Annotated in this window: 25 protein-coding genes and 1 pseudogene; 8 read left to right on the top strand and 18 right to left on the bottom strand. The window is 66.6% G+C overall.

Features of this window, described 5'->3' with window-relative positions:
- Positions 1-13: 13 nt before the first annotated feature.
- The gene (locus K1J60_RS05880) at positions 14-1069 is read left to right on the top strand and encodes a hypothetical protein (RefSeq protein WP_220645231.1); all 1056 of its coding nucleotides are present in this window, start codon (positions 14-16) and stop codon (positions 1067-1069) included.
- Positions 1070-1129: 60 nt separating this feature from the next.
- On the opposite strand, the gene K1J60_RS05875 is transcribed toward K1J60_RS05880, so the two are convergent.
- The 11 genes from K1J60_RS05875 to K1J60_RS05825 all read right to left on the bottom strand — a co-directional run bounded on the left by K1J60_RS05875 (position 1130) and on the right by K1J60_RS05825 (position 8873).
- Complete coding sequence (locus K1J60_RS05875) at positions 1130-1660, bottom strand: hypothetical protein (RefSeq protein WP_220645230.1); 531 nt, start codon at positions 1658-1660, stop codon at positions 1130-1132.
- The gene (locus tag K1J60_RS05870) at positions 1641-1988 is read right to left on the bottom strand and encodes a hypothetical protein (RefSeq protein WP_220645229.1); all 348 of its coding nucleotides are present in this window, start codon (positions 1986-1988) and stop codon (positions 1641-1643) included. The genes K1J60_RS05875 and K1J60_RS05870 overlap by 20 nt, the downstream gene beginning before the upstream one ends.
- 469 nt (positions 1989-2457) lie before the next feature.
- Positions 2458-3378, bottom strand: coding sequence for an alpha/beta fold hydrolase (locus tag K1J60_RS05865; protein ID WP_220645228.1), 921 nt, complete (start codon positions 3376-3378; stop codon positions 2458-2460).
- Positions 3379-3416: 38 nt separating this feature from the next.
- Entirely contained in the window at positions 3417-4040 is a 624-nt protein-coding gene (locus K1J60_RS05860) for a GNAT family N-acetyltransferase (protein WP_220645227.1), read from the bottom strand.
- A gap of 245 nt (positions 4041-4285) precedes the next feature.
- Entirely contained in the window at positions 4286-4993 is a 708-nt protein-coding gene (locus tag K1J60_RS05855; RefSeq protein ID WP_220645226.1) for a GNAT family N-acetyltransferase, read from the bottom strand.
- A complete protein-coding gene (locus tag K1J60_RS05850) occupies positions 4975-5568 on the bottom strand; it encodes a hypothetical protein (RefSeq protein WP_220645225.1) in 594 nt (197 codons plus the stop codon). Before K1J60_RS05850 ends, K1J60_RS05855 begins: the two co-directional genes overlap by 19 nt.
- 309 nt (positions 5569-5877) lie before the next feature.
- Entirely contained in the window at positions 5878-6243 is a 366-nt protein-coding gene (locus K1J60_RS05845) for an SH3 domain-containing protein (RefSeq protein WP_220645224.1), read from the bottom strand.
- Between the two features lie 324 nt (positions 6244-6567).
- On the bottom strand, positions 6568-6900 hold the full coding sequence (locus K1J60_RS05840; RefSeq protein WP_259407570.1) for an SH3 domain-containing protein: 333 nt from the start codon (positions 6898-6900) through the stop codon (positions 6568-6570).
- A 168-nt stretch (positions 6901-7068) separates the two neighbouring features.
- A complete protein-coding gene (locus tag K1J60_RS05835; protein ID WP_220645223.1) occupies positions 7069-7545 on the bottom strand; it encodes a hypothetical protein in 477 nt (158 codons plus the stop codon).
- Between the two features lie 443 nt (positions 7546-7988).
- Positions 7989-8354: an SH3 domain-containing protein gene (locus K1J60_RS05830; protein ID WP_051851180.1), complete on the bottom strand. Its 366-nt coding sequence runs from the start codon at positions 8352-8354 to the stop codon at positions 7989-7991.
- Positions 8355-8528: 174 nt separating this feature from the next.
- Positions 8529-8873 carry an SH3 domain-containing protein gene (locus K1J60_RS05825; protein ID WP_220645222.1) on the bottom strand — a complete coding sequence of 115 codons (345 nt, stop codon included), beginning with the start codon at positions 8871-8873 and terminating at the stop codon, positions 8529-8531.
- Positions 8874-9245: 372 nt separating this feature from the next.
- Between K1J60_RS05825 and ku the strand changes: the two genes are divergently transcribed.
- Entirely contained in the window at positions 9246-10154 is a 909-nt protein-coding gene (gene ku / locus K1J60_RS05820; protein WP_220645221.1) for a non-homologous end joining protein Ku, read from the top strand.
- Here ku and K1J60_RS05815 read toward each other — a convergent pair.
- Both K1J60_RS05815 and K1J60_RS05810 read right to left on the bottom strand, forming a co-directional pair.
- Positions 10151-10513: a DUF6233 domain-containing protein gene (locus tag K1J60_RS05815; RefSeq protein WP_220645220.1), complete on the bottom strand. Its 363-nt coding sequence runs from the start codon at positions 10511-10513 to the stop codon at positions 10151-10153. The two genes, ku and K1J60_RS05815, sit on opposite strands and share 4 nt — an antisense overlap.
- Before the next feature lie 10 nt (positions 10514-10523).
- On the bottom strand, positions 10524-11129 hold the full coding sequence (locus K1J60_RS05810; RefSeq protein WP_220645219.1) for a hypothetical protein: 606 nt from the start codon (positions 11127-11129) through the stop codon (positions 10524-10526).
- Positions 11130-11338: 209 nt separating this feature from the next.
- Here K1J60_RS05810 and K1J60_RS05805 point away from each other — a divergent pair, with 209 nt between their 5' ends.
- On the top strand, positions 11339-12283 hold the full coding sequence (locus K1J60_RS05805; RefSeq protein WP_220645218.1) for a hypothetical protein: 945 nt from the start codon (positions 11339-11341) through the stop codon (positions 12281-12283).
- Between the two features lie 206 nt (positions 12284-12489).
- On the opposite strand, the gene K1J60_RS05800 is transcribed toward K1J60_RS05805, so the two are convergent.
- The 5 genes from K1J60_RS05800 to K1J60_RS05780 form a co-directional block, all read right to left on the bottom strand.
- Positions 12490-13029 (bottom strand): hypothetical protein, encoded by a 540-nt coding sequence (locus tag K1J60_RS05800; RefSeq protein ID WP_220645217.1) that lies wholly within the window; start codon positions 13027-13029, stop codon positions 12490-12492.
- A gap of 21 nt (positions 13030-13050) precedes the next feature.
- Positions 13051-13407 (bottom strand): hypothetical protein, encoded by a 357-nt coding sequence (locus K1J60_RS05795; RefSeq protein ID WP_220645216.1) that lies wholly within the window; start codon positions 13405-13407, stop codon positions 13051-13053.
- Positions 13408-13479: 72 nt separating this feature from the next.
- Complete coding sequence (locus tag K1J60_RS05790; protein WP_220645215.1) at positions 13480-14319, bottom strand: IclR family transcriptional regulator domain-containing protein; 840 nt, start codon at positions 14317-14319, stop codon at positions 13480-13482.
- A gap of 147 nt (positions 14320-14466) precedes the next feature.
- Complete coding sequence (locus K1J60_RS05785; protein WP_220645214.1) at positions 14467-15411, bottom strand: quinone oxidoreductase family protein; 945 nt, start codon at positions 15409-15411, stop codon at positions 14467-14469.
- A gap of 924 nt (positions 15412-16335) precedes the next feature.
- Complete coding sequence (locus tag K1J60_RS05780; RefSeq protein ID WP_220645213.1) at positions 16336-17094, bottom strand: hypothetical protein; 759 nt, start codon at positions 17092-17094, stop codon at positions 16336-16338.
- Between the two features lie 548 nt (positions 17095-17642).
- Here K1J60_RS05780 and K1J60_RS05775 point away from each other — a divergent pair.
- From K1J60_RS05775 to egtD, 5 genes and pseudogenes are all read left to right on the top strand, one after another.
- Complete coding sequence (locus tag K1J60_RS05775) at positions 17643-18002, top strand: hypothetical protein (RefSeq protein WP_220645212.1); 360 nt, start codon at positions 17643-17645, stop codon at positions 18000-18002.
- Between the two features lie 800 nt (positions 18003-18802).
- Positions 18803-19963, top strand: a complete 1161-nt coding sequence (locus tag K1J60_RS05770; protein WP_259407569.1) for an MFS transporter — start codon at positions 18803-18805, stop codon at positions 19961-19963.
- Positions 19964-20084: 121 nt separating this feature from the next.
- Entirely contained in the window at positions 20085-20498 is a 414-nt protein-coding gene (locus K1J60_RS05765) for a hypothetical protein (RefSeq protein ID WP_220645211.1), read from the top strand.
- The gene (locus K1J60_RS05760; RefSeq protein WP_220645210.1) at positions 20486-21730 is read left to right on the top strand and encodes an MFS transporter; all 1245 of its coding nucleotides are present in this window, start codon (positions 20486-20488) and stop codon (positions 21728-21730) included. The genes K1J60_RS05765 and K1J60_RS05760 overlap by 13 nt, the downstream gene beginning before the upstream one ends.
- A 26-nt stretch (positions 21731-21756) precedes the next feature.
- Positions 21757-22680, top strand: a pseudogene (egtD, locus tag K1J60_RS05755) (L-histidine N(alpha)-methyltransferase); the annotation flags it as partial.
- Positions 22681-22740 lie beyond the last annotated feature (60 nt).

Here is a 22740-nt window from a genome sequence, read left to right as displayed (position 1 = left end):
ATACTCCCTTCTCATGACGACCGCACAGCCGACTCGCTGGTTTGGCCCTGACTTCGTGGCTGAACAAAGGAGTCGATACGGCCACCGTCGCCCGGAGGGCCGGCCTCTGTCCTACGACCTCGCTGTCGAGGACGAATACGAGCCCTGGCGGGCGTGGCTGGATGCGCAGTTGGCGCTGCTGCCAGAGAAGGATGCCGAGACGTACGCTCGGAACCTCTGGCGGGATCAGAACTTCTGGAGTGATCACATTGAACTCGCCGCCGGCGAGGCCCTCAGAGCGTCGGGCCTCAGGGTGGAGTACGAACGGCTCTGGGGTACGCAGACTCCGGACTGGACCGTACTTGACGAAGCTGGCCAGCCGCTCGCCCTGGTCGAGGTCCTGACGCACAGCCCGTCGAAGGAGATGTACGGGAGAATGCGGGCCTGGCACAACCTCGTCGAGCGAGTCAAAGAGATCCCCGTTCCGGTAGTGCTGACCGTGGCTGGTCCTCAGGACCGTCCTCTGGATCCGCCGGACGCGCGGACGGCGAAGAGGATCGCCCAGGACCTGCGCCGTTACCTGCTGTCTCCACTGCATCGGACGGAGTTCCCGAGCCAGGGCTACACCTTCCTCCTGCAGGCCGACCGGCAGACGGGGACGGCCATGCGTGCGCCGGCGATGCGCACGATCCTGGTGCCGCCCAGCAGCATGGCCGGCGTCGTCTCGGCCCAGCCGCTGGTCGCGGGCATCGACGAGAAGGTGCGGAAGTACCGTGCCCTGGCTGAGGAGACCGGCCTGCCCCTCATCGTTGCCGCAGGAGCCGACAAGTTCACGGGTCTCGGCATCGAGCAGCTCGACTGTCTCCTCAACGGCGAGCACACGGTGACTGTGCAGTTCAACTACGGTGACACCTTCATCCATGCCCCCATGGAGCTCCAGCCGGGCAACCCGCCTCGGTGGGCGATGCCCCCCGAGCTGGCCGGCGTGCTCTGGGTGGACAACGAGTTCCCGTTCACGGCCATATGGCGGCCGAACGCGACAGCCCTGAGGCCTGCACCAGACCGTCTGACAGGAAGCTGGACGCGCTGAAGGCCGCGGCATGAAGAGCCCCGACTGCTGTAGGGATCCCGTACGTCCGCCGCCGTGGCCTTATCGCCTGACGGACACCGGCCATTGCCTCTCGGTGGGTACGGGCACCCCGGAGCTGTGTGACGCAGCGACGTCCTCGGCGGGCCTATGCGCGGACAGGGCGTGCTGCCCGACCTTGACCACCTGGTCAGGCTCCAGGCCCAGCTCTCCCTGGAACGAGTATCCGAAGCAGGGTCTTCCGTCGTGGGGGTGCCGGGCGATCACGCGCCCCTTCGGGACACCATCAAGCCGAACCTCGTAGATTGCCCGGTTGTTCGTGGACACGGCTTCCCAGCCCTCGTCGCGCGGCTCACCCTGGTCCCACACGGAATGCCAACCCGAGCGGGACCCGGTGTCCTGGAAGATCCTGATGAAGCCCATCGCCTGCCCTCCGCCGACCGTGTCGTCATCGTAGTTCGGCAGGCTGGCCGACGAGTCCTGTTCAGCGAGGGATGCCTGGAGGTGGTAAGTCTCGGAATTCATCGTGAGGCTGCGGCCCGGGACGGATTGGCGGGAAAGTGCAAAGTCGGCATCAAGTATCGTCAGATCCAATGGCTAGATCGGCTAGGTGAGTCTCAAGTTCATGAAGTAGCACGACTGCGTCGTCCACGGTCACATATGACATGCAGATCGAGGCTGTGGCGTCGGGCTCAACCTTTATTTCGAACTCGGCATATGTCGCGTCGTCGTCCCAGGTGTAGGTGCCGGGTAGGGCGGCGCCGATTCCATCTGGCCCCTCGTCGAACCAGTCACAACCAAAGATGACTTCGAGAGTCCTGCCGAGGACGCTTTGTGGAATCCCTTTGAAGTCCACGGTGGCGCGGCCGTGGTCGTCGAAGCACACGAAGCCGGTTGCCTCTCCGGGCCGTTCCACTTTCATGCGCGGATCACAGCAGCCCGTTGGGGGCTCCATTCGGCCAAGGCCAGGGAACGCGGCCGTGAAGGCGATCAGGGCAGCGTCCTGTTGAGCGGTCCAGGCTGTGTGCCAGTCAGCGAGGGCGCTACGGACGTGCGGCTTCATAGGCTCTCCGATCCACAGCGATCGAGAAGGCCAAGGGGGTGGCGGCGAACACTTCTGTTGAAGGCCGGGCCCGCTGTCCGCCTCACCATGGGCCGCGTGAGCGCTCAGGGCCTGGGCCTGCCCCCTGATTAGGTGTCGGGCGACGCAGAGCCAGGACGGACGTCCGTCTCCCGCGGAATGGATTCGCCGTGATAGTCGGAACGTTGGACGCGTCTTCTGTGCCGGCGGCGTGGCTCGGTCGGCTCGGAGACGAACCGCACTGTCATCGTCGTGTCGGGGCCGAGCCGGATGGACAGTGGGGCGGCTGACGCTTGTTGGCGTTCTCGGTTCATGCGAGTTCACCTTGAAGATGTGCCTGCTGGGCGTCCGCGGCTTCGGATTCATGAAGCGCCGTCTCAGCCATTCGCTTCAGGACCTGGGTCACAGCCCTGTGCCCAACCCTGTCGGAAGGCAGCCGGTGCCCGGCGCCCGGGACGGGCGCATGCAGACGCGCGTTCGGCAGCTGCTGGGCCAATTCGCGGGTCTGAGACAAAGGGATCCAGTCGTCCAACTCACCCGTGACGATCTCGACTTGATCGGCGAGCTCGTCGAGCGACCGGAGGCGTCCAGCCGTGGTGTAGGTGCGCAGCGACTTCCACAGCAAGGCGATCTGCTCGGTGCGCGTGCGACGGAGGGCCTGTCGGCTTGGTGGTGGGGCTTCGTCACGGTGTTCGGCACCGGGACGAAGGGCCCACGCATGACGGCTCGGAAGCCGCTGGCGTACGACGTCGGCGGCCGGCGGCAGCCAGCACACGGGATACGAGTAGCTGGCACGAGCCGCGGCTTTGGCCCAGTGGAGCGGGCGGTTGCCCGGCACCAGCTTGGCCCTCGTGCATGCCGTCGAGATCAGCGCAACGCGCGGGCGGCGGCTTCTGATGAGTTCTGGCCTGCGGGCGGCGACGGTGAGCGTGGCCATGCCGCCCATGCTGTGCCCGGCAAGGACGACCGGGCCCGGAGGCGCCGTCGCGTTGATGACGTCGGCAAGGTCGGCGCCGAGCTGATCGACGGTGGGGGCAGCTTCTCCGGCTGTGGAGTTGCCGTGGGCCCGCTGGTCGTAGCGGACTACTCGCACTCCGAGGGCAGAGAGCTCGCGGGCCTGGATACGCCATGCGTCCGCGGTCATCAGGAACCCGTGGCTGAGGATTACCGTCACGCCGGCTCGCGACGGGCCGTCGGTGTATACCGTCAGCCGGGCGCCGTCGTCGGTCACGACGGTGGACCGTTTGGTGCCGGATACCGTTGCCGCCTTCACAGCGCGATCCGGAGATCGATCTCGTCGGCCACGTCGAGGCCGGCGTTCGGCAACAAGCCGAGCAGGGCCATGTTGCGCACGTACGAGGTCTGGGGAAGGACCGGTCCGCCAAGGTGCTCGACGATGAGCAGCATGCGCCAGTTCGTCCACAGCGACGTCACGGCGAGGAACTTGAATCCTGCCTCGCGGGCGAGGTCGGCGACGAGATCGGCCAGTCGCGTGCCGAGCCCACGCGACTGGTAGGCGTCCGGAGGACGGTCGGCGATCAGCATCGCCATGTCGCACATCTCTGGGGCGTTGGAGCGTTCGACCATCGACGCCATGGCCACGACGTGATCAGACTGGTCCGGGGTGACAAGGAGCACCCGACTGCGCGGACTGTTCACCATGCGCTGCCACTCGGCGACGGAGAATCCGGGACGGCGGGCTCCGTACCGTCGGGCGAGGCTCGCCGTGCTGCAGCGGGTGTGCAGGTCGTCGACGAGCGGGTAGTCCTCGACGACCGCCGTGCGGGTGCACGCGACCGTGCCGTCATCCAGGACGAAGGGCGCGTCGTGTCCAGTATCTGTGAGGAGCGGGGGCACTGAGGAGATCTCCAATTCAGCGTGGGATGTCTTCATGCGGCTGGTCAGGAGCAGCCGACGGTGTTGCGCGAGGTCAGCCCCCGAGATGACAGGTCGCGCTCCGAACTCGGTCTGTGCTGCGGAATCCTTCGTGCCGTGGTGCCACGCCCTCGTCGGCTGCTGCCCCGGTGATGACGGAAGACGATGGCCCGCGCGTGAGGTTGACGATCTCGATGGCGGCCAGCCTGGTGGGTCTCGGCACGACGGGAAGCAGGAGCCTGGTGGATGGCTTTGTGCACGGCCTACTCCTCGACGCGGATCAGTGCGTCGACCGTGGGTCCGCCCGTGCAGTCCACTTCGGCATTCAGCCCCCGCAGGATGGACAGCATCCGTTGGTTGCCCCGTCCCGTCATGGCTGTGATGGCCCGGCAGTCGAGGGTGTATGTGCGGGCGAGGGTCACCATGTAGTCCGTGAGCACGGTGCCCAGCCCTTGTCCTTGCCAGGAGTCCTCGACGAGGATGCCGAGTTCTCGGACATGGGGGGCCGATGTGCGCAGCAGGTGAGTGACGGCGATGACGCGGGACGGATCATGAAGTGGGGTGGTGATGAAGGTCGTGCCGTTTGCCCGGTCACAGAGGTGCCACCACTCGCGGGGCGTCACGGTCTGGCGAGCTGCGTGGTAGCGGGCATAGCACGATTCCAGCGAGCACCTGGCATGCATCTCGTTGACCTGGTCGAGGTCGTCGACGTAGGCCATCCGGGTCAGCGTTCCCCGATTGTCGCGCGTGGTCATCTGTAGCGGTGGGGGATCGAGCAGCAGGGAGGAAACGGGCAGTTGCGGTATGGCGGACGTGGGCTCTCGCACATCCCGGGGCAACGGTGAGCGGTTGTTGCGCTGACCAGTGACGTGCGGGCTGGTGCCGTTGTTTGCCATCTGGTCTTCCTCCTGCCCGGGGTGCCGTTTTCTCGCGACTTGCTTCGTGGGCCCGGTCAGCTCTTCACGGGCCATTCCAGGGGCTCCTTGTAGTAGCCCTGCGTAAGCTCCACCGCGCTCGCCCGCTGGCCCTTCGGGATGAGGAAGGCGGTGCAGATCTGCTCCGACTGCCCCGCCGCGAGCTTCTTGTCGCTGTCGAAGGACGGGCAGTTTGGCCATTTCGCCTGGCCAAGGAGCACGATGAGGGCACGTGTGCGCTGGCCACTGCTGGTCTTGATGACCAGGTCGTCGTCCATGTCACCGACGCGCATGGCCTTGCCGCTCTCGTGGGTCAGCGTGGACCAGACGAACACAGGGACCTGCGGTCCGTCCTTCGCGTCTTTCTCCAGCCCAGAGTTGTCTATGTCGGCCTCAGTGCCGGTCACCACCTTGGTAGGCGTGACTCTGTAGGTGGCGCCGGCGGAGTCCTGCATGGTGCTCTCCTGCACCGGACTTGCTTGGCCGAGACGGAACGTCGTCTGCTCCTGCGCCGTGCTGGAGGCGGAACTCGGGCGCGCCGCTGCCGAATCCTTGTCGTTGCATCCGGTCAGTATCACGGCCAGGGCCAAAGCACCGAATGCCGTCGGAACGGCACGGGTCCACCTACGCATTTCTTCCTCGCTTCTCGTATTCCGGCTCTGGGCTCGCGGCGCCACCGGCACAAGGCCGGCCTGCTTTTGGTGGCGCTGATCTCGACATGGCCAGGACCGGGACGCACTACGGCGAAGAGCCGCCACATGTTTGGCCTGGTCCTCCGTGCTTCCGTGCACGTATGTCGTGGGCTCGTCTCTGGCCAGCTGACGCGTCGACGTTCCGGTTCGTGGCGTGGATACTTCGTCTCGTCTTGCTGCCTGTTTCTCGCTGCGGCTGCACAGGCGTCTTCCGCGCAGCCGCAAGCGCATCGGGCAGCGGATGGACGGTCAGTCCAGCTGCATCGGTGTGTTTATGTAGGTGCGAGCAACCCAGCCGGTCTCGCCCTTGTGCACGCCGGACTTGACCTTCACGTATCCCCAGCTCCTGCTGCTGCCGGTCGAGCCCTTGTTGCAGGCCCAGTAGACCCGCGTGTTCGTGGCGAGCTGACCGGTCGCGGTGTACTTGGTCCCCGGACCGGTGCGGAAACGCACCGTCGTGGAGACGGTGGTGTTGAGCCCCACCGACTCGGTGCAGGCGCTGCGGCCGACCTTGGAAGGGGCGGCCGAGGCGGTGGTCGCCGTCGCCGCTACACCGGCCGTAACCGATAGGGCCAGTACGGCCGAGGCGGCCATACGCGCAGTGCGGAGCATCATGAGTGTCCTCTCGTCAGATGAGTTACTTGGGATTTGCCGGATCGGGAGGCGTGCGGAATGCAGTTCGATCCGGGCGCAGCAATGAGATGCCGCACCGATCGGGTGGTGTGGCATGGTGCCTGGTTGAATGTCAGGCAGACTTGATGTGCTGGCTGGTGCACTCGAACTCCTGCAGATAAAATCGGAGTTCCGTGAGCCGTCTTGGCGGCCTTCAGATCGGTGGTTCGGGCCCGTGAAAGCCACCCGGTTATTGGATTCCGGATGACGTGTCGAGTTGAGGGGGCTGGTTTACGGGTGCGGTGTGGGGTCCGACCGTCGCCGGGCCTACCTCTCCCTCAGGTAGTGCCCGTTCACCCATCCCCACTTGCCCGCGTTGGCCCCGCTGAGGACCTTGCCGTAGAACCACACGTGGTTCTTGGCGCTGCACAGCGGATCGAAGCGGTTTCCCTTCGTGAGGAGGCCCTTGGAGTAGTGGGAAGTGCCGGGACCGTTGCGCAGATTGACGGTAGTGGTGGCCTTGGAAACGGGAGAGTATGCGGGGCGGTAGTCGCAGGCAGAGGAACCGACCGCAGACGCCGGTGACGCTGCTATGACAGCTCCACCGAATGCCAGCGCGAGAGAGACGGTCACGGCAGTTGCACGCGATTGAATACTCATGAGCATTCCTTCGTGGGTGATTCCAGGGTGGTTTAGGGAGAATGCCGACTTGGTGATCTGGTTGGTGCGGTTGAAGAGAGTGCGACGATGCCCGGGGCAGGAACTTTCAGCAGGCCAGCCGCTGGGCTCGGCCGGTCGATCGCGCTGTGGCTGGCCGAGGCGGCGTGATCAGTCGCAGTGGACGTCCTTCTTCGAGACCTCGTAGTGGGCGCGGAGATGACCAGGCGCCCCGGTGTTGAGATCACCAACGAGGTTTATGCAGGCGTGCGGGGACCGCACGTAGACCGGGCCAGCCCATCGCGTGTAGACCTGCCCGCGCGCGTATCCGTCGGACTCGCCGTCCTTGTAGGTGGGGCTGTGCAGGCCCACCCCGAGTCCCCACGCGTTGCCCCTCAGTTGGGCCACGGGCTTCGTTATCGCGCAGTTCTTCTTGGTTGCGGTGCTGTAGTAGACGTATACGTATCCGCCTGTGCGCGGGCCGCTCCGCCCCGAGACCTTGGTCAGGGCGTGCTTGCCTACGTAGCCGTAGGTGGCGCCGCACGACGACGACGTGGCGGCCGCGGCGGTCGGCGCGCTCGCGAGGGTGCCGGCCAGCGCTGCCAATGTGACGGTGCCGGCAGCGAGGACTGCGCCGTACTTCGTCATCGGATCACACTTCCTTGGTATGTGGGGCCCTGGTGAAGGGCACCGGGGGTCAGGGAGGGCTGGGCCAGCCATGGCCGAGCCTCGGCTTAGCGGAACTGCGTCACGCGAGACACGCGGCCAGTTGGCGGGCAGCCGGGACGAGGTCGCACGGTCCTTCGACGGGCCGACCATCAGGGGTTGGTGCAGGAGCCGGACCTGTCGACCCGCACGGTGCGGAGTGCGGGTGATGCTTCGGCTCAGCGGGCGTTGAGGTGCTGGGGCGGCGGGGTGCCGCCCTACCTCGGCGGCACCCCGTGCAGGCCGAGCGGTGCGCGGCTGAGGAATGGCGCGATCGAGCCGGACCAGGGCTCATCACTCGGCGGGCCCGACCAGCCGGGGGACGAGCTGACCGGGAATCAGTGGTCAGGCGGCAACGGCGCAACGGGCCAGGCCTGCCATCAAGATCAGCAGCCCTGCGTGCCCTTGGGGACGTTCTTGTGTACGTAGACCCAGCTGACCCATCCCGTGGTGCCCTTCGGGAGGCCGTTACGTGACTTGGCCCTCAGCGTTGCCTTGTACCAGCGGCAGTTCCCGTGCCCGCCGGGGTTTGTCGCGGTCACCCTGATCTTGTCACCGCTGGCCAGCAGTCCCCTGGTTGTCGTGTCGTAGCCCGGGGCGGTGCGGAAACGAACACCGTTGCTGCCCTCGATGGTTGTGTTGTAGTCGCGCACGTTGTGCACGCTGTACGCCGAGGCCGGGCTGGCCGCCAGGGTGCCAACGGCGAGGGCAGCCGCTATCAGGGTGGTGGCGGCGCTGATCCGCTTCTTCACATGGTCCTCCCTTGGACGGGTGTCTGGTGCGCGTGATGTTCCGTGGCAGCCGTGCCCGCTGCCGGATTCGCGGGATGTGAGCGCGAGTTGAGCCGGCCGATGCTTCGGGGGCCGCGGTGCTGAAGCCGTCAATCGGTGTGCGGCGGGCCACCCCGGCGGCCGAGCTGGGGCTACTCAGCCGGCCAACTGGTAGAGCATGTCGCTGCGGACCCAACCGACGGTCCCCTTGGCCAGGCCCCCCGCCGAACGCTTGGCCAGAGAGCTGTAGTACCAGTTGCCCTTACCGCAGTAGATGCGCAGGCGGTCGCCGTCATAGAGCCGCCCCTTGGCCGTGTAGCGGGTGCTCGGGCCGGTCCGGTAGTTGACGCCGTCCCCATCCACCGTCGCGGTGAAGTCGGTCAGGTTGTACGTGCACGTGCGGGAACTGGCGGCGGACACGGTCGGCGCCAGGGCCATCGCGCCCCCAGCGAGGAGGGCGGTGGACACGCCCAGGGCGGCGGTTCGACGGAGCACGGTCATGATCCAGGACTCCTTCTCTGAGGCATACGACCTCCGGCAGCTCGAAAGCCGCTGTCATCAACAGGTGTTTATGTTAGGTCGCCGGATGTGCCCGGGCAGGGGCCTCAAGGGGATCGTGTCTATCAACATGTGTTCAGATTCGGGGAGTGGGGCGGCGTGCTCCAGAGGCGACGGTGAGGCCCAGCTGGCCATGTGGAGAACCGTGGCTGGTCGCGGTGGCCGTTCAGTGCTCCCAGCTGCTAGACCTGCCACCCCGGCACTCGATCAGCCCGGACTTGCGCCCCCGGTCGTCGTCGACGTTCTCGCCCTCGTCTGCGGGCTGCTCGTACGCCGTAGGCTGGTGGTGCTCGGGGCTGTCGCGGAGGTCAACTCATGCCGGCGATCCAGTCCCTCGCCATCTCGTTTGGCCTGGTCACGGTCCCCGTAGTCGTGGTCACCGCCACCGAAAGCCACAACGTCAACTTCCGCCGCATCCACCTCCCGGACAACGGATGGGTGCGCAACCGATACATCTGCGAGACCGAAAACCGCGAGGTGACGTACCAGGACATAGGCCAGGGCTACGAGATGTCCGACGGCCGCATCATCCCCATTACCGAGGAGGACCTGGAGAATCTCCCACTGCCGACAGCCAAGGCCATCGAGCTCGTCGGCTTCGTGCCGACCGCCAGCATCGACCCCATCCGCATCGGCCGGGGCTACTACCTCCAGCCCCAAGGCGAGGTTGCCGCCCGCCCGTATGTGCTGCTGCGCAAGGCTCTCGAACGCCAACGCAAGGTCGGCGTAGCGAAGTTCGCATTGTCAGGCAGGGAGAGACTCGGGCTCCTGCGCGTTCGAGGTGACGCCATCGTCCTTCACTCGATGCACTGGCCGGACGAGATTCGCGACCCCTCCGACGTTGCGCCACCCCCGGCCAAGGTGACCGACGAGGAGATCGACGGTGCGATGGCGCTCGTGGACACCATGGCCATCGGCAGCCTTGAGGCTGCGGAGTTCCGGGACAGGTACACGGACGCCCTCCACGAGGTGATCGCGGCCAAGCAGGAGCACCGCGAACTGCCCGAGGCGCCACAGCGGGCGGAGCCGGGTCGGCTCGTGGACCTCATGGCCACACTGCGGGAATCCGTTGCCAAGGCCCAGGCCGCACGTGTCGAGGGCGCCGAAGCCGAGGTGCGCGAGTTCCCCGAGCAGAAGGCAGCCAAGAAGGCATCGACCATGAAGCAGACCACCAAGAAAGGCGCGGCGAAGAAGGCGTCAGGAAGGCGGCCCCGCGGCACCTAGCCAGGGATTACCTGGAGCGCTGTATCCGGATTGCAGTGAGGGCATGCCAACTCGATGTCCGCGTAAAGCGCACGCCTCGCCGCTTCCTCTGTGATCGTCTTCATGCGGACGCCCTTTGCCATGTGGCAGCCACCTTGATGGATACGAGTTACGGGCGCACCCTGGCCGATGCCCCGTTCCATTAGCCACTCTGGCGCGGGCGGCCGTGCTTGGATGCCGTGCTGCCGCTCGGCTTCGCGGCGCTCTTCGTCGGCGATCCACCGGTCGATGAGGGCGAGCTGCCGTACGGTCTGCTGTTCCACGACGCGACGGGTGAATCGCAGCATGTCGAGCCGGGTCAGCGGGCAGTGTTCGTTCACATGTTCGAGTCTAGATCTGGGTCGTCTGGTCGGCGCCGACAGGTCGGAGCGTGTGCGGGTCCCAGCGGTACATCCGCTTGTGCGTGACCGGCGCTCCCCGCTCCGGTTCGTAGAACGGAACGTCCACCACCATGACCGCCCGGTCGTGGGTGGGTCCGTTGTGGCGCCATCGCAGCTTGCCCCGGTGCCAACGGCCCCCGGCGCGTACCTCCACGTCGCGGTGGGGCTGGAACGTCGTCCAGTCGCCCGTGAAGCAATCGAGCATCTCGCCCACCCTGATCCGGTGGGTGTCGCCCTCGTGTTGCACGGCCTCGGCTGTGGCCGTTGCCCCCCTGTGCCACGGGTTTGACAGTTGCATGCGGCTGGGGTCCCAGTAGATCCATGCCATGCGGATCCGGCGCGAGGGCTCCGCTGGGCGGTGCGTGTTCACGATGGTGAGTACGGCGCGCCGGCCATTCGAGAGGTCGCGGACCTCCAGGAGTTCCGTGCGCTCGCGGCGGCCGTCCCACTGAAGCTCGATCCGAAGCCCCGTGCGAGTGCTCACTGTCTCACGCCAATCCGGCACCTTGTCCGGCAATTGCGCCGGAGCCTCTTCAGCATCACGCCACTCGGTCACATGTTCGAATCTAGCGCGCATGTGACCTCATGGCGATGTGACGCTCAGCGTTAATTGGCCATGTGTAGCGATGGTTGGCCACTCGGCCCGGTGGCTGACCATGCGGCGCGGCTTGTGAGTACGGAACCCCTTGAGATCCCTTGGGAGTGCGTGGCACACGGCACCGGGTAAGCCGAAAGCCGCAGGACAATGACGGTTATCCTGCGCCCATGGCGACGTCGGATCAGGAACCCGCTCCCGAAGGCGCATCGGGTGCCATCGAGAGGCTGCGCGCGGCAACAGCGGTCGATCCCCATCAGCTCGACTTCCCGCCCGTGCGTAACGGCGTCGACTACCTCCTCAGCGTCGTCGAGCACCTCACCGAGCCCGTCGAGCACCGCGACCGCAAGTACGCGGTGCTTCACCTGCAGGCCGCCGCCGAGGTACTGCTCAAGGCAAGGCTGAAACGCGAACACTGGAGCCTGGTCTTCGATGACCCTGGCCAGGCCACTCGCGAGAAACTCAACACGGCAGACTTCAAGAGCTGCACCTTTATCGAGGCGGCGCAGCGCCTGCGCAACATCGCCGGAGTCGACATCACGCAGCAGGAAGAGGCGGCGCTGAAGAAACTGAGCCGTGACCGTAACGCCCTGCAGCACTACGGCCTGACCCACCAAGCCCTCGCGGTCGAGACCCGGGCCGTCCGGGTTCTCGACTTCCTCGTCCACTTCCTCGACGACGTCCTGCTGCCCGGCCTCCAGCTGGAGGAGATCGCGACGATCGCCTCGGACCTGGAGCGCATCCGCGAGGGACTAAGCGGCATCCACACATACGTCACGCAGCGGATGCAGCGACTGCAACCCGAACTGGCCGGCCACGAGGAACGAACGGTTGCCTGCTACAGCTGCGGACAGCTCGCCATGATCGCCGACGGCGAGAGAAACCGGTGCCTCTTCTGCGGCACCGACGAGGCCAGCATGTACCTGATCACCGAGTACCTCTACCAAAGCATTGGCGACCCAGAGGTCCGGGTGCGTGCCTGTCCCCAGTGCCACAAGGAACTCCTCGTGGACGGCATCCGCCTGGCCAGCGAGCCCGACCCGGTGTCCTTCTGCTTCGGTTGCGCCGCCAAGATTCCCGACACAGTACCCGACGTGCCGGGGGAGCCGCGGTGACCTCGACACCGGTCGTCCCTTCGCTCCGGGGTCCCTGGCCACACCGCACCGCGATCCGCGCGAGCAGTAGCCCGAGCACGCCCGGCGGCTGCACGACTTCCTGGTCGGCCTGTGCCACGCGTCTCGGTTCTGGGACCTGTATGGCCAACTATCTCTGAGCAGAATGGCCAACCATCGTTGAGCAACGGCGCGGGCGAGCGCGTGAACTAACGCTGATGCCGCGGGCGCGCTGAGGTTTGACGAGGCTGTTGCCGCTGGTCTTCCTGGGCTCGCTTGCTTCGCTCTCCAGCGCGCTGCCCGCTGCGTTGACGAGCAGGGTGTGCTGGCTGGATTGTGCGCTCCCCGGCCACCTCAGGGCGAGCGAGCCTGGAGACGGCTCGCTCGTACGCCTCAGCCTGGTAACGCGGTCCGACCGCGAGTACCTGCAGTCGTGGCCGCCGGTCGCGGTTCGCTGGGTCGGGCACGGGATCGAGGAACCGGTAGACGATGCGATAGCGCGGGGCCTGCCGGTTGAGACGTCGGCCGACGTCATTCTCCTGCTCGTCGAAGTACAGCTTCCAGCAGTCTCTCAGTTCAGTAGGCCAGGCATCGGACATTTGTTCCAGGCGGGTGCCCTTGGCTTCACCGCTGGTGAGCTGCGCGATGCGGATGAGCGCCAGCTTCTGCAGCTGGAGGCTCTTCAGCTTGAGGATGTCGTCGCCAACCTCCAGCAGGTGGTCGCCTCGATAGGGATCGGACGCCGCCACGAGTTCTCCGTCCTGCTGTCATCAGTCCTCATGCGCCGTCGCGCCGCCGGCCTGGAGGAGGTCGTCGGCGTGGTCGGGCTGTGCCTCGGCGACCAGGCGGGCCAGGGCCGCAGTGTCCAGCCCCTCTCCGGGGGCGGGAGCATCGGCCAACCGACTCGTTGCGAGATCGCTGATGTCGAGGTCCTCGGCACGTTCCAATGCCCGGCAAAGGGTCACGAACAGGTCGTAGGGAATGATGGCGGCCTCCGGCTCGCCCCCCTCCTGCTCGCCGACTAGCAGGGGGAGGGCTCGCTCACCGCCTTCACGGAACCCCGCCAGGACCGTCCGGAGAGTGGCGGCAACCCTGGCGGCGGAGTGAACTTCCTGGTGTTCGCTCATGCGTTTCACCCTAACGACCGGCGCTCCCGGTCGGCGTTCGGATTTCTGCCGCCAGACCACCCGTCTCTTCCGTCATGACCCGAGCATCATGGCCATGGGCTCCGACAGGTGGCTCAGTTTGGCGCTGAGCTTGGCAGCAGCCGCCTTGGTCGCGTCGATCACCGATTCCGGCGCCTCGGGCATGACCGTTGCTGGCTTGAGCAAAAGGACAGCTCCCATGATCGCCTCACCCCAGACGATGGGAGCCGCGCAGGAATTCCACAGAGGCATGCATTCTTCGTAGCCGAGGGCGTAGCCGCGGTCACGAACCTCTTCGAGCGAGGCGAGCAGCTCCTTGTCGTCGCGGTAGACGCCCGGGCCGGCCTCGGCGGGAATCGGTTCCGCCAGAACCAGTTCCTGGAGCGCCGCGGGGAGGTAGGCCAGGATGGTCCGGCCGCTGGCTCCGGTGCGGAGCGAGCGCGTGACGGACAGGATGTCGAGGGCGGTCATGCCGAGTTCCACCAGGTCTGAATCGCCCACGGCCATGTCGATGCACTGACGCTGGGCGCCCCCAATGGTTGCCAGCATGTACTGGAAGACCAGACCTCCGTCGGTCGCCTCGCGCAGTTCCTCCAGGATTGCGCGCGTGCTGTCGTCCTTGGCCGGCGCGTGGGCGAGCGCGTGCATGCCGACGTGTGCAGCTCCCACACCGAGTCGGTATTTGCCGTGGCTGATGCGCTCGAAAAAGCCGCCGTATACGCCGGACTGCAGAATGCGGGAGGTGGTGGCGTCGTCCAGACCAGCTGCCCTGGCTATCTCACCGGTGCCGTGCACCTCGCCTCCCAGTTCAGCGAAGGCTCTCTGGACACGGATGAATCGGTCGACGAGGCGTGACCTCGTCTCTGAGGTGTTCGAGATTTCGTTGCCGGTCATGCAGCCGCTACCTCCCGTCGGGTGGGCCGCAACCCCCGCCGGAGAGCGGCCCACCGAGTCCCTCACATAGACGACAAGTTGAACGACGTCTCACGTCGCACTCTTGTTCCGATCGAGAGGCAATTTGAGGGAAACTTGAGGTTTTAACTACCCAGCGGTATCCAGGCAGAGCTTCCCGGTGTGTGCGCGGGCTGCCAGGGCGGCGTGGGCAGCACTTGCCTCGCTCAGCGGGTAGACCTGCCCGAGGACGGGGCGAAGCGAGCCTGAGCGTACGGCGTCGAACAGGGCGTTCATGCTGGTGGGCAGGGCGTTTCGGTCGCTGTACAACGACGGAAGCCAGAATCCGGAGACGGTGATCGACCGCTCCATCAGCACCTTGGTCGACACGTCTGTCGTCTCACCCGATGCGTATCCGTACACAGCAAGCCGGCCGCGAGGGGCGAGGGCAGCGACAGTGGAATGGAAGGTCGGTCCGCCGGTCATCTCCAGGGCAACTTGGACCGGTCCGCCTGCCGCCTCCTTGATCTCCTCGCTGAGGTTCTCACTGGTGGAGTCGACGACGGCGTCCGCACCGAGTTCTTCCGCGAGTTGGCGCTTTGCCTTGCTGCTCGCCAGCGCGATCACTTTGGCACCGATGGCCTTGGCCAGCTGAACGGCTATGGAGCCCACGCCGCCCGCGGCGGCCGGAATGACCACGGTCTGGCCCTCCTGGACGCCAGCGACGGTGTGGAGCAGGTGGTAGGCCGAGTTGCCCTGGAGGCACAGTGCCACGGCCTGCTCATCGCTCACACCGTCGGGCACCTCCCAAGAAGTGCGGCGATGGACATGGGCCTGCTCGGCGTAGCCGCCGCCCTGAGTGAGGCCGACGAAGCGCTTGCCGTCCCCCGTGCGGCCGACCACTTCGTTCCCGGGAATGTAGGGCAGCGTCACCGGCGCGAGATAGGTGTCTCCCCGTACGTGCATGTCTGCGTAGTTCACGCCTGCACGACTCACCTGCAATAGGTGATGGCCGCCCCGCGGTTCAAGGTCGGGAACCTCGACCACCTGCAGCACCTCCGGGCCACCGAACTGGTCCATCCTGATGGCGCGCACATTTCTCCCTGCGGTTGTGGTTTGGCATCTCTTCCTCGCCAGGCTATGCGATGGAGTTGACGCCTCCGCAAAGACCCTGCAAAGACCCTCCGCTTCTCAGCGAGTGAGAAATGAAACCCCATTCTCACCACATGAGAAGCGCCCAGTAGGCCCGTTTCTCACTCTGTGAGAAACACAGGGCCGTGTGCGACTCTCTGTGTTTCCTCGTTGACGTAGGCATATTTGCAAGGGTAGGAATCAAGGCGCGGGGAGGGCGATCCTCCGCATCGGCCGGGACACCGCGCGCCGGATGGCTCGATGGTGCCGTGCCTGGGACTCTGCACCAGGGCGGGCAGCTGACCTCCAGGCCGAGCGAGGTATCGCCCCGTCATGACAGGAGACGAAACGCGTGTACTTATCGGGGAACGAGCCGCAGGCACGCAATGCACAGAAGGTGAAAATAGACCGCGGGGGCGATAGCAATGACGGTGCCGGGCGGGAGCCGGCGGGAAAATCGGAACGGAGTACTGGGTAGGGAGCCGCAAGGTGCGGAACCCTCTCTGGATATTTCCCACGAATTCACAGACGCTGCCGGAAAAGGCGAGGTCCGTCGTAATGGCAAACGGGGAGGCGGCCTCGTTCACGGCGGCGAGGAGAGTAAGCGCGATACTCCGAGCGGGGTATGGCTCTCAGCCGAGGACGGAACCGTGCTCTTCCATCCGGTCTCCGCAGGTGCCGAGGGGCTCCAGCGCTGGTCGGCGCCCGAGCCTGACTCCGTGGAAGAAGCGGATGAGATGACTCTCGATGCAGCAAGCCGACTGATGCCCCTGCTTCCGCGTGAACTGATCGCGGAGTACCTTCAGTTGGGCCCCTTCCGCGATGGCGGCGACGCTTCTTAGGCGATGTCGGAGTGCCGGGCCGTCCCTCCGGGGAACGGCCCAACTCCTAAGCCTTGCCGGTTTCCAGTCGCCCGAGCTGCGCAATCATCGACAGGACTGCCTCCCTGCTCGATGGCAGCAATTCGCGGCACTGCCGCGCGATCTCGCACACCCCCTCGTCCTGGAGCGCTTGGAGAACATCGGGTTGACCAAGAGCGCGGGCGGTCGAAGCAATCTGCTCGTCATCGAGTCCAGCCGCTGCTTCGAGAAGGCCAACCGTTCGCGGGAGAACGTCCAGCAGTGAGGGCTTGCCGATGAGGCTGGTGAGCGCCTCCCGCTGCTTGGCCGTCAAGTCGGTCACCTGCAGGGCAATCTCCCGGACGTCTGTGTTGCGCAGGGTGTCGAGCGTCTGCAGCCGCCCGAGAAGGTCCGTGACCGTCTCCTGGCTGGCGTCACCCTCCATGTTCTGCAGCCGGATCTGCTTGATCCCCAGGCGGCTCAGCTCCTTCAGGAGGGCCAGTTGCGCCTGCTCATCGTCCTCGAAGGCCACCTCGTCGTCGACGAAGTAGGAGATGCTGCGGCCGAAGAACTCCTTGAAGGCCTTCAGGTGCTTCAGGGTTACGTTGGTTCCCGGCTTGCCGGTTCCCAGCTCCCACAGGTACGCGCCCGAGACGGCAACTCCGGTCTTGTCGGAGATCTGCTTTGCCAGCGCGTCCCAGGACGGCGGCTTCCCGCCTTCAGGTGCGCGTGCTTCACGGAGCCTTGACAGTTTCTCCGCGAGCGTGCGCGGCGGCTTGTTCGCGCCGTCACCGCCGGTTCCCGGCATCGTGGGCCCCTCCTCCTCTCCTGTGCAGCTTGATCATTATGGGTGATGCGCGAACGCTGTCGCCATCCACGCACGTGAATATCACTTCGCAGGCAGGTCGCGTCAAGCAGTCATGCAATGCAGCTCGCAACCGGGAGACAGGTCTAGGCCACTGGCTCGACTCCCGCTTTCCCGAGACCCTCTCACACACTGAGAAGTCGTGGGTTGACCTTGCCTTTTTCTCAACAGGTGTTTATTTGAATCTAGCACATATCGGGCTAATGGGCAGTGCGCCCGACCGGTGGTCATGGGTCGGGGCCTGTGCGCTCAGTCCATCCGGCCGGCCGTGCCCTCGGCCCCCACTCCCTGCATATCTCGTCATGTGTTTATGAAAGGGGGTCGACCCATCGCGGCCCGGCGGCTATGGTCGTGACTTGTCATCTACAGGTGTTTATGGATGTGGAGCTTGGGGTGCTCGCATGCCGCCAACCGCCGTGCGACCGGCGCTGTGGCGGGCTCTGAGGGTCCGCATCCACGAATGCCGCCCGAGCAGCAGTGAGGGGACCACCTTGATCGTCCGGAACCGCCGCAGGATCGCGGCAGGAGCACTCGGCCTCGCGCTCGCCGGTGGGGCCCTGGCCGCTGCGCCGGCAGCGCAGGCCTACGACACCGCAACCATGAAGGTTTCGTGCAGCGCGGTGAAGTTCCACAAGAGCCCGAGCAAGAGCAGCACGGTCGTCGGCATCGGATACAAGGGAGACAAGGTCCGGGTCGACCAGTTCGCATACAAGGTCAGGGAGAAGACCTGGTACTCGCGCGGGACCGTGACGCGCCGCTCGGACGGAAAGCGCGTGCGCGGGTACGCCATCTATTACTGCGTCAACCCCTACGAGGTCTCCCCGCCCCCGGCCTATCCGAAGCGGCCGTAGCCCACCCGCGGCGCCACCCGATCAGGCCGGTGCACCTCTTGGCGTGAGCTGAAGGACCCGTCGGCCGCACGGACCAGTCGAGGATCCCACCCCCCGTACGGTCCTCGACTCCTAGAGGGGCGCCACCGCAGCTGCGGTGGCGCCCCTCCGCCGTCCCGTTCACCGTCTGCCCTCGACGCAACGGTGGGCGGCGCCGGGATGCGCCCGCCCAGCCGAGCCGCAGACGACCGCACCTGACCGGTAGCAGCCGCCGAGACGCTGCGCTTCCTCATTTAGACGGAGACAACCGTGGACATCCTTCGACACCGGCGCACGACTCGCTTGAAGGCGTTCGCACGACTTCGGCATCGGCGGCCCCAGCTCTTTCGCGAACGACCTGGCGTCCCCCTGCAGACGTTGTCCGATCACGGAGAGCGGGTGCGGTCGGTGAATGGGGTGCCGGTGACCGTGACAGGCGACTGTGCGGTGCCCGGCTGCGGCGACCGCCCCGGACCAGCAGCCGACTTTCCGCGCGGGCAGTCGTCCGTGCGCGCCCTGGCCGAAGCCGAGCACCGAGGCGATCTGGTGATCAACAGGCCAATTGCCCTTGCTGCTTACGCAGTTCACCCCCGCGCGAGTTCTGCTCGTGACTACGGGAGCTGACCGGCCGGGTCCATTCCAATTCCCCGCCCCGGCGCCGAGAAGCGCCGCAGCCTCTGGCTCCTGGAGTTTGCGTGCCTGCCACAGCCACATCCCCCCAGACACTGAGCGACCCACCCTCATCCCCGGCGCCGAAGCGGTGGCCTCCGGTCATCTGGGCGTTGCTCATCGGCACGTTCGCCGTGCGCGCCGCCGGATTCGTCTATCCGTACTTGCCCTACCGTCTGGACGAACTGCATCTGGACACGGCGGCTGCGAGTACCGTTCTGGCGCTTTGGGGCGCCGGCTGGTTCACCGGCCAGCTGCTATGCGGGTGGCTGGCCGACAGGATCGGCCGCCGGGCCACCCTCGCGAGCGCCATGGCGGTCGCCGCCGTGGGCTTTCCACTCCTCGCCGAGGCCCACACCCCAACGGCCCTCGCTGTCGCGGCTGCCGTCTCCGGCCTCGTCTACGACGCGCCACGCCCGATCGTGTCCGCGGTGGTCGCCGACACCATCCCAGACGAACCGGGTCGCGCATACCTCACTGGCTGGCGGCACTTTGCCGTCAACCTCGGCGCCGCAACCACTGGGCTTGTCGGCGGAGTCCTGGCAGAGCCGGTCGGTATCCCCGTGCTGTTCTGGTTCAACGCACTGGTGTGCGCCGCATTCGCCGTCGTCGCACTGCGAGTCATCCCACCGTCCGTCCCGGCACACGCACCCGGGCGCAGAGGGCACCGGGAAGCCTTCACCGACCCTCTCCTGTGGCTCCTGTGGCTGGCGAGCCTTCTGATCCTGACACCGGTCGCTGCCCTGTTCTCCGTCCTCCCGATGATGATGGCCCAGGACGGTCTGCCGCCGACGGCCTACGGGTGGACTCAGGTAGCCAGCGCCGCCGCCGTGATCGGGCTGTCCCCCCTCCTCAACCCCTGGCTTGTACGCCGGGCCAAGCGCCCCGCCCCCATGGTGGGGCTGCTCAGCGCCAGCGGGATCATCCTCGGCGCAGGGATGGGCCTCGCCGGCCTGGCCTCCTCGACCGCCGGCTACGGCGCCGCCGCAGCGCTGGCGGTACCAGGCGAGATCGTTGCCTTCGTCGCCGCCACCGACATCCTGAACAGGATCGCGCCCCCGTCGAGCCGAGGCGTGTACGCGGGCATCTGGGGCACAACGCTCGCGGCCGCGGTTCTTTGCGCCCCCGCACTCGGCGGATGGGCCCTCGCCCACGGCGGCCACCACCTCGTTGCCCTGACGACCCTCATGACCGGCCTCCTCGGCGCAGCTCTCTGCCTGCCGTTGACCGCGCTCCTGCACCGCCCAGTACGCACACCCAGAGCATCCGCATGACGGGCCTCACTGCGGCCGAGCACGCCGTCGGCGCCTACGCCCCAGCCGCACATCGGCAGGCAATCCGGGTCATGCCCACAGACCGTCACATCCCACCGACGCACAAGGAGAACACCGCACAATGAGCACGCCGCACCGGCCGAGGCAAACCAGCGGTTACCCACAGGCGACCCTTCGGTTCACGCCCACACTCCGCGACGAGACCTGGGCACGCGAGCGCGACGCTCGCTTCGCGCAGTTCCTTGCCCAGCGCCTCGCCCAAGTCGAAGCGACCGGCTGCCTCGCCGAGCGGAAGCTCGCAGCGGGAATGCTCGATCTCTACACCGAGTGGAACCAGAAGCGCGAACTCGCCGCGGCCACCGAGAAAGACTTCTTCAACGGCCAGGTCAGCGCCATCGGCTGGGCTCTTCGCTGCCTTGCACACAGTGCCTGGTGGAACACCCCCGGATGGGAGTCGGCCTTCCATCCCGCGGCCACGGCGCCCGTCTCGCCCACCGCTAGCCGCGGCGGAAACGTCCAGGCATGGCAGCCGTGACGGTACTCAAAGATGCGCCGGCGACCGCCACCGGATCGCCCTCCGCAGTCCGGTACCGCGATGTCCTGCGTGTGCCCCACGCGGCACAACTGCTGGTCGGGTCGCTCATCGGGCGACTGCCCACAGGGATGGCCCCGCTGGCAATACTCCTCAGCGCCGACCACGGCGCTCAGTACGGAACATCGGCTGGCCCGCTCGCCGCGGTGTACCTGGTGGCCAACGCCATCGGAGGCCCACTCAGCGCCCGCTTGATCGACCACTACGGACAGAAGCATGCGCTCACCGTGGGCGCCGCCCTGAGCAGTACAGCATTCGTCGCCCTGGCTGCCGGGCCAGGTAAGGGCTGGTGGGCATTCGCCGCCGTGGCGGTCGCAGGAGCAACCCGGCCCCCGCTTGACGCAGCGCTCAGAACGCTGTGGGGCGCCCGGGGGATGATGCCTTCGTCCGCCCACCAGCGGGTCGCGCTGGCCCTGGACTCCGGGACTGAAGAGCTCATTTACGTCGTCGGCCCGCTGCTGGTGGCCACGATCGTCACGGCGACGTCCGCTTCGTGGGCCCTCGTGGCGACCGCGGCCGTCGGAGTCCTTGGCACCGCCCTATTCGTGAGCACCCCAGTCACCCGTGCTCACACCGGCGACTCCGGTCCCACGCATCCCGATTGGCTCGGCCCGATCAGGTCGCCTCGCCTTCGGGCGCTGTACCTGGCGATGGTGTGTGTCGGGGTCACCATCGGTGCCCTTACCCCCCTGGCAGTTGAGGCGGCTGACCAGTTCAATGCCCCGGAACTGTCCGGAGGCCTTCCCACAGCTCTGTCTTGCGGCGCCCTCCTGGGCGGGCTCGCCTACGGGGCGCGAGCCTGGCGAGGAAGCACAGCCGGGCACCTGATCGTCCTGTCCGCCGGATTCGCTGCCGGCTGGATTCCCGTGATCACCGCAGCAACCCCCACGACGACGCTGTACGCCGCGGCCGTCCCCGGCTTGGCCATGGCCCCCCTGCTCAGCGCGGCGTTCGTCATGACCAGCACCTTCGCACCACGTGGGCACACCACAGAGGCCCACGCCCTGCTGGTCGCCTTCCTGGACATCGGGTGCGCGATCGGCACAGCCGCCGCAGGCATCACCCACACCCAGCTCCTCCTACCAGCCGGAGGAGCCGCCGCGGCGCTGATTCTCGCCACCGCCCGAAGGCGCCTTACCCCCGACGTTCCTGCACTCGCTGCCGCCCACGCCTGACCGCAAGCACAAGAGGAGCCCATTCTGTGAGCCCATTCCTGATTACCCGCACCCTGCCCGAGGAGGCCGCGGACGCCGCCCTGCGCGCCGACGTCCTGCGCGGCCTCACGCGCACACCGAAAACACTGCCGCCGAAGTGGTTCTACGACGCACACGGCAGCGAGCTGTTCGAGAAGATCACTGAGCTGCCCGAGTACTACCCCGCCCGCGCCGAGCGCGAGTTGCTGATGGCCAGCTCGGCCGACATCGCCGAAGTGACCGGGGCCCGCACCCTGATCGAACTGGGCTCCGGCTCGTCCGAGAAGACGCGGTACCTGCTGGACGCCATGCCGGACCTGGACACGTACGTGCCGGTGGACGTCAGCGAGAGCGCGCTCACCGAGGCCGGGCACAGGCTGGTCGCGCAGCGGCCCGGCCTGAACATCCATGCCCTTATCACCGACTTCACCACCGGCCTCGCCCTGCCGGGCACGCCAGGACCGCGACTCCTGGCGTTCTTGGGAAGCACGATCGGCAACCTCGTGCCTGCTGAGCGCGCCAGGTTGCTGTCCTCCATACGCTCCTTGCTCTCGCCCGGCGACGCCCTCCTCCTCGGCGCTGACCTGGTCAAAGACGAGCAGGTACTCGTCGCCGCCTACAGCGATGCAGCCGGCGTAACAGCGGCGTTCAACAAGAACGTGCTCAGCGTGGTGAACCGGGCGCTGGGCGCCGACTTCGATCTCGATGCCTTCGAGCACGTCGCCCGGTGGGACGCGACGAACGAGTGGATCGAGATGCGGCTGAGGTCCCGCACGGATCAGACCGTCAAGATTCCCGCGCTCGACCTGGCGATCGACTTTGCGGCGGGCGAGGACCTGCGGACGGAGGTTTCGGCGAAGTTCCGCGAGCAGGGCGTACGCCATGAACTGGCTCACTCAGGCCTGGAACTGACGCGGTGGTGGACTTCCGGACCGCTCTACGGCCTCGCACTCGCACGCCCCCTGCCTCCACGGGCTGGTGCCAGGCCGTAC

The sequence above is a fragment of the Streptomyces akebiae genome (genome assembly GCF_019599145.1).
Taxonomy (GTDB): Bacteria; Actinomycetota; Actinomycetes; order Streptomycetales; family Streptomycetaceae; genus Streptomyces; species Streptomyces akebiae.
The sequence above is the reverse complement of the archived record's forward strand: the minus strand, read 5'-3'. Positions and strand labels throughout refer to the sequence as shown.

Bases quoted from the DNA above. Each gene is read 5' to 3' on its own strand.
- K1J60_RS05880 (WP_220645231.1), top strand. From the start codon at position 14: ATGACGACCGCACAGCCGACTCGCTGGTTTGGCCCTGACTTCGTGGCT.
- K1J60_RS05870 (WP_220645229.1), bottom strand. From the start codon at position 1,988: ATGAAAGTGGAACGGCCCGGAGAGGCAACCGGCTTCGTGTGCTTCGAC.
- K1J60_RS05860 (WP_220645227.1), bottom strand. From the start codon at position 4,040: ATGAAGACATCCCACGCTGAATTGGAGATCTCCTCAGTGCCCCCGCTC.
- K1J60_RS05855 (WP_220645226.1), bottom strand. From the start codon at position 4,993: ATGGCCCGTGAAGAGCTGACCGGGCCCACGAAGCAAGTCGCGAGAAAA.
- K1J60_RS05850 (WP_220645225.1), bottom strand. From the start codon at position 5,568: ATGCGTAGGTGGACCCGTGCCGTTCCGACGGCATTCGGTGCTTTGGCC.
- K1J60_RS05845 (WP_220645224.1), bottom strand. From the start codon at position 6,243: ATGATGCTCCGCACTGCGCGTATGGCCGCCTCGGCCGTACTGGCCCTA.
- K1J60_RS05840 (WP_259407570.1), bottom strand. From the start codon at position 6,900: ATGAGTATTCAATCGCGTGCAACTGCCGTGACCGTCTCTCTCGCGCTG.
- K1J60_RS05835 (WP_220645223.1), bottom strand. From the start codon at position 7,545: ATGACGAAGTACGGCGCAGTCCTCGCTGCCGGCACCGTCACATTGGCA.
- K1J60_RS05825 (WP_220645222.1), bottom strand. From the start codon at position 8,873: ATGACCGTGCTCCGTCGAACCGCCGCCCTGGGCGTGTCCACCGCCCTC.
- ku (WP_220645221.1), top strand. From the start codon at position 9,246: ATGCCGGCGATCCAGTCCCTCGCCATCTCGTTTGGCCTGGTCACGGTC.
- K1J60_RS05805 (WP_220645218.1), top strand. From the start codon at position 11,339: ATGGCGACGTCGGATCAGGAACCCGCTCCCGAAGGCGCATCGGGTGCC.
- K1J60_RS05795 (WP_220645216.1), bottom strand. From the start codon at position 13,407: ATGAGCGAACACCAGGAAGTTCACTCCGCCGCCAGGGTTGCCGCCACT.
- K1J60_RS05790 (WP_220645215.1), bottom strand. From the start codon at position 14,319: ATGACCGGCAACGAAATCTCGAACACCTCAGAGACGAGGTCACGCCTC.
- K1J60_RS05780 (WP_220645213.1), bottom strand. From the start codon at position 17,094: ATGCCGGGAACCGGCGGTGACGGCGCGAACAAGCCGCCGCGCACGCTC.
- K1J60_RS05765 (WP_220645211.1), top strand. From the start codon at position 20,085: ATGAGCACGCCGCACCGGCCGAGGCAAACCAGCGGTTACCCACAGGCG.
- K1J60_RS05760 (WP_220645210.1), top strand. From the start codon at position 20,486: ATGGCAGCCGTGACGGTACTCAAAGATGCGCCGGCGACCGCCACCGGA.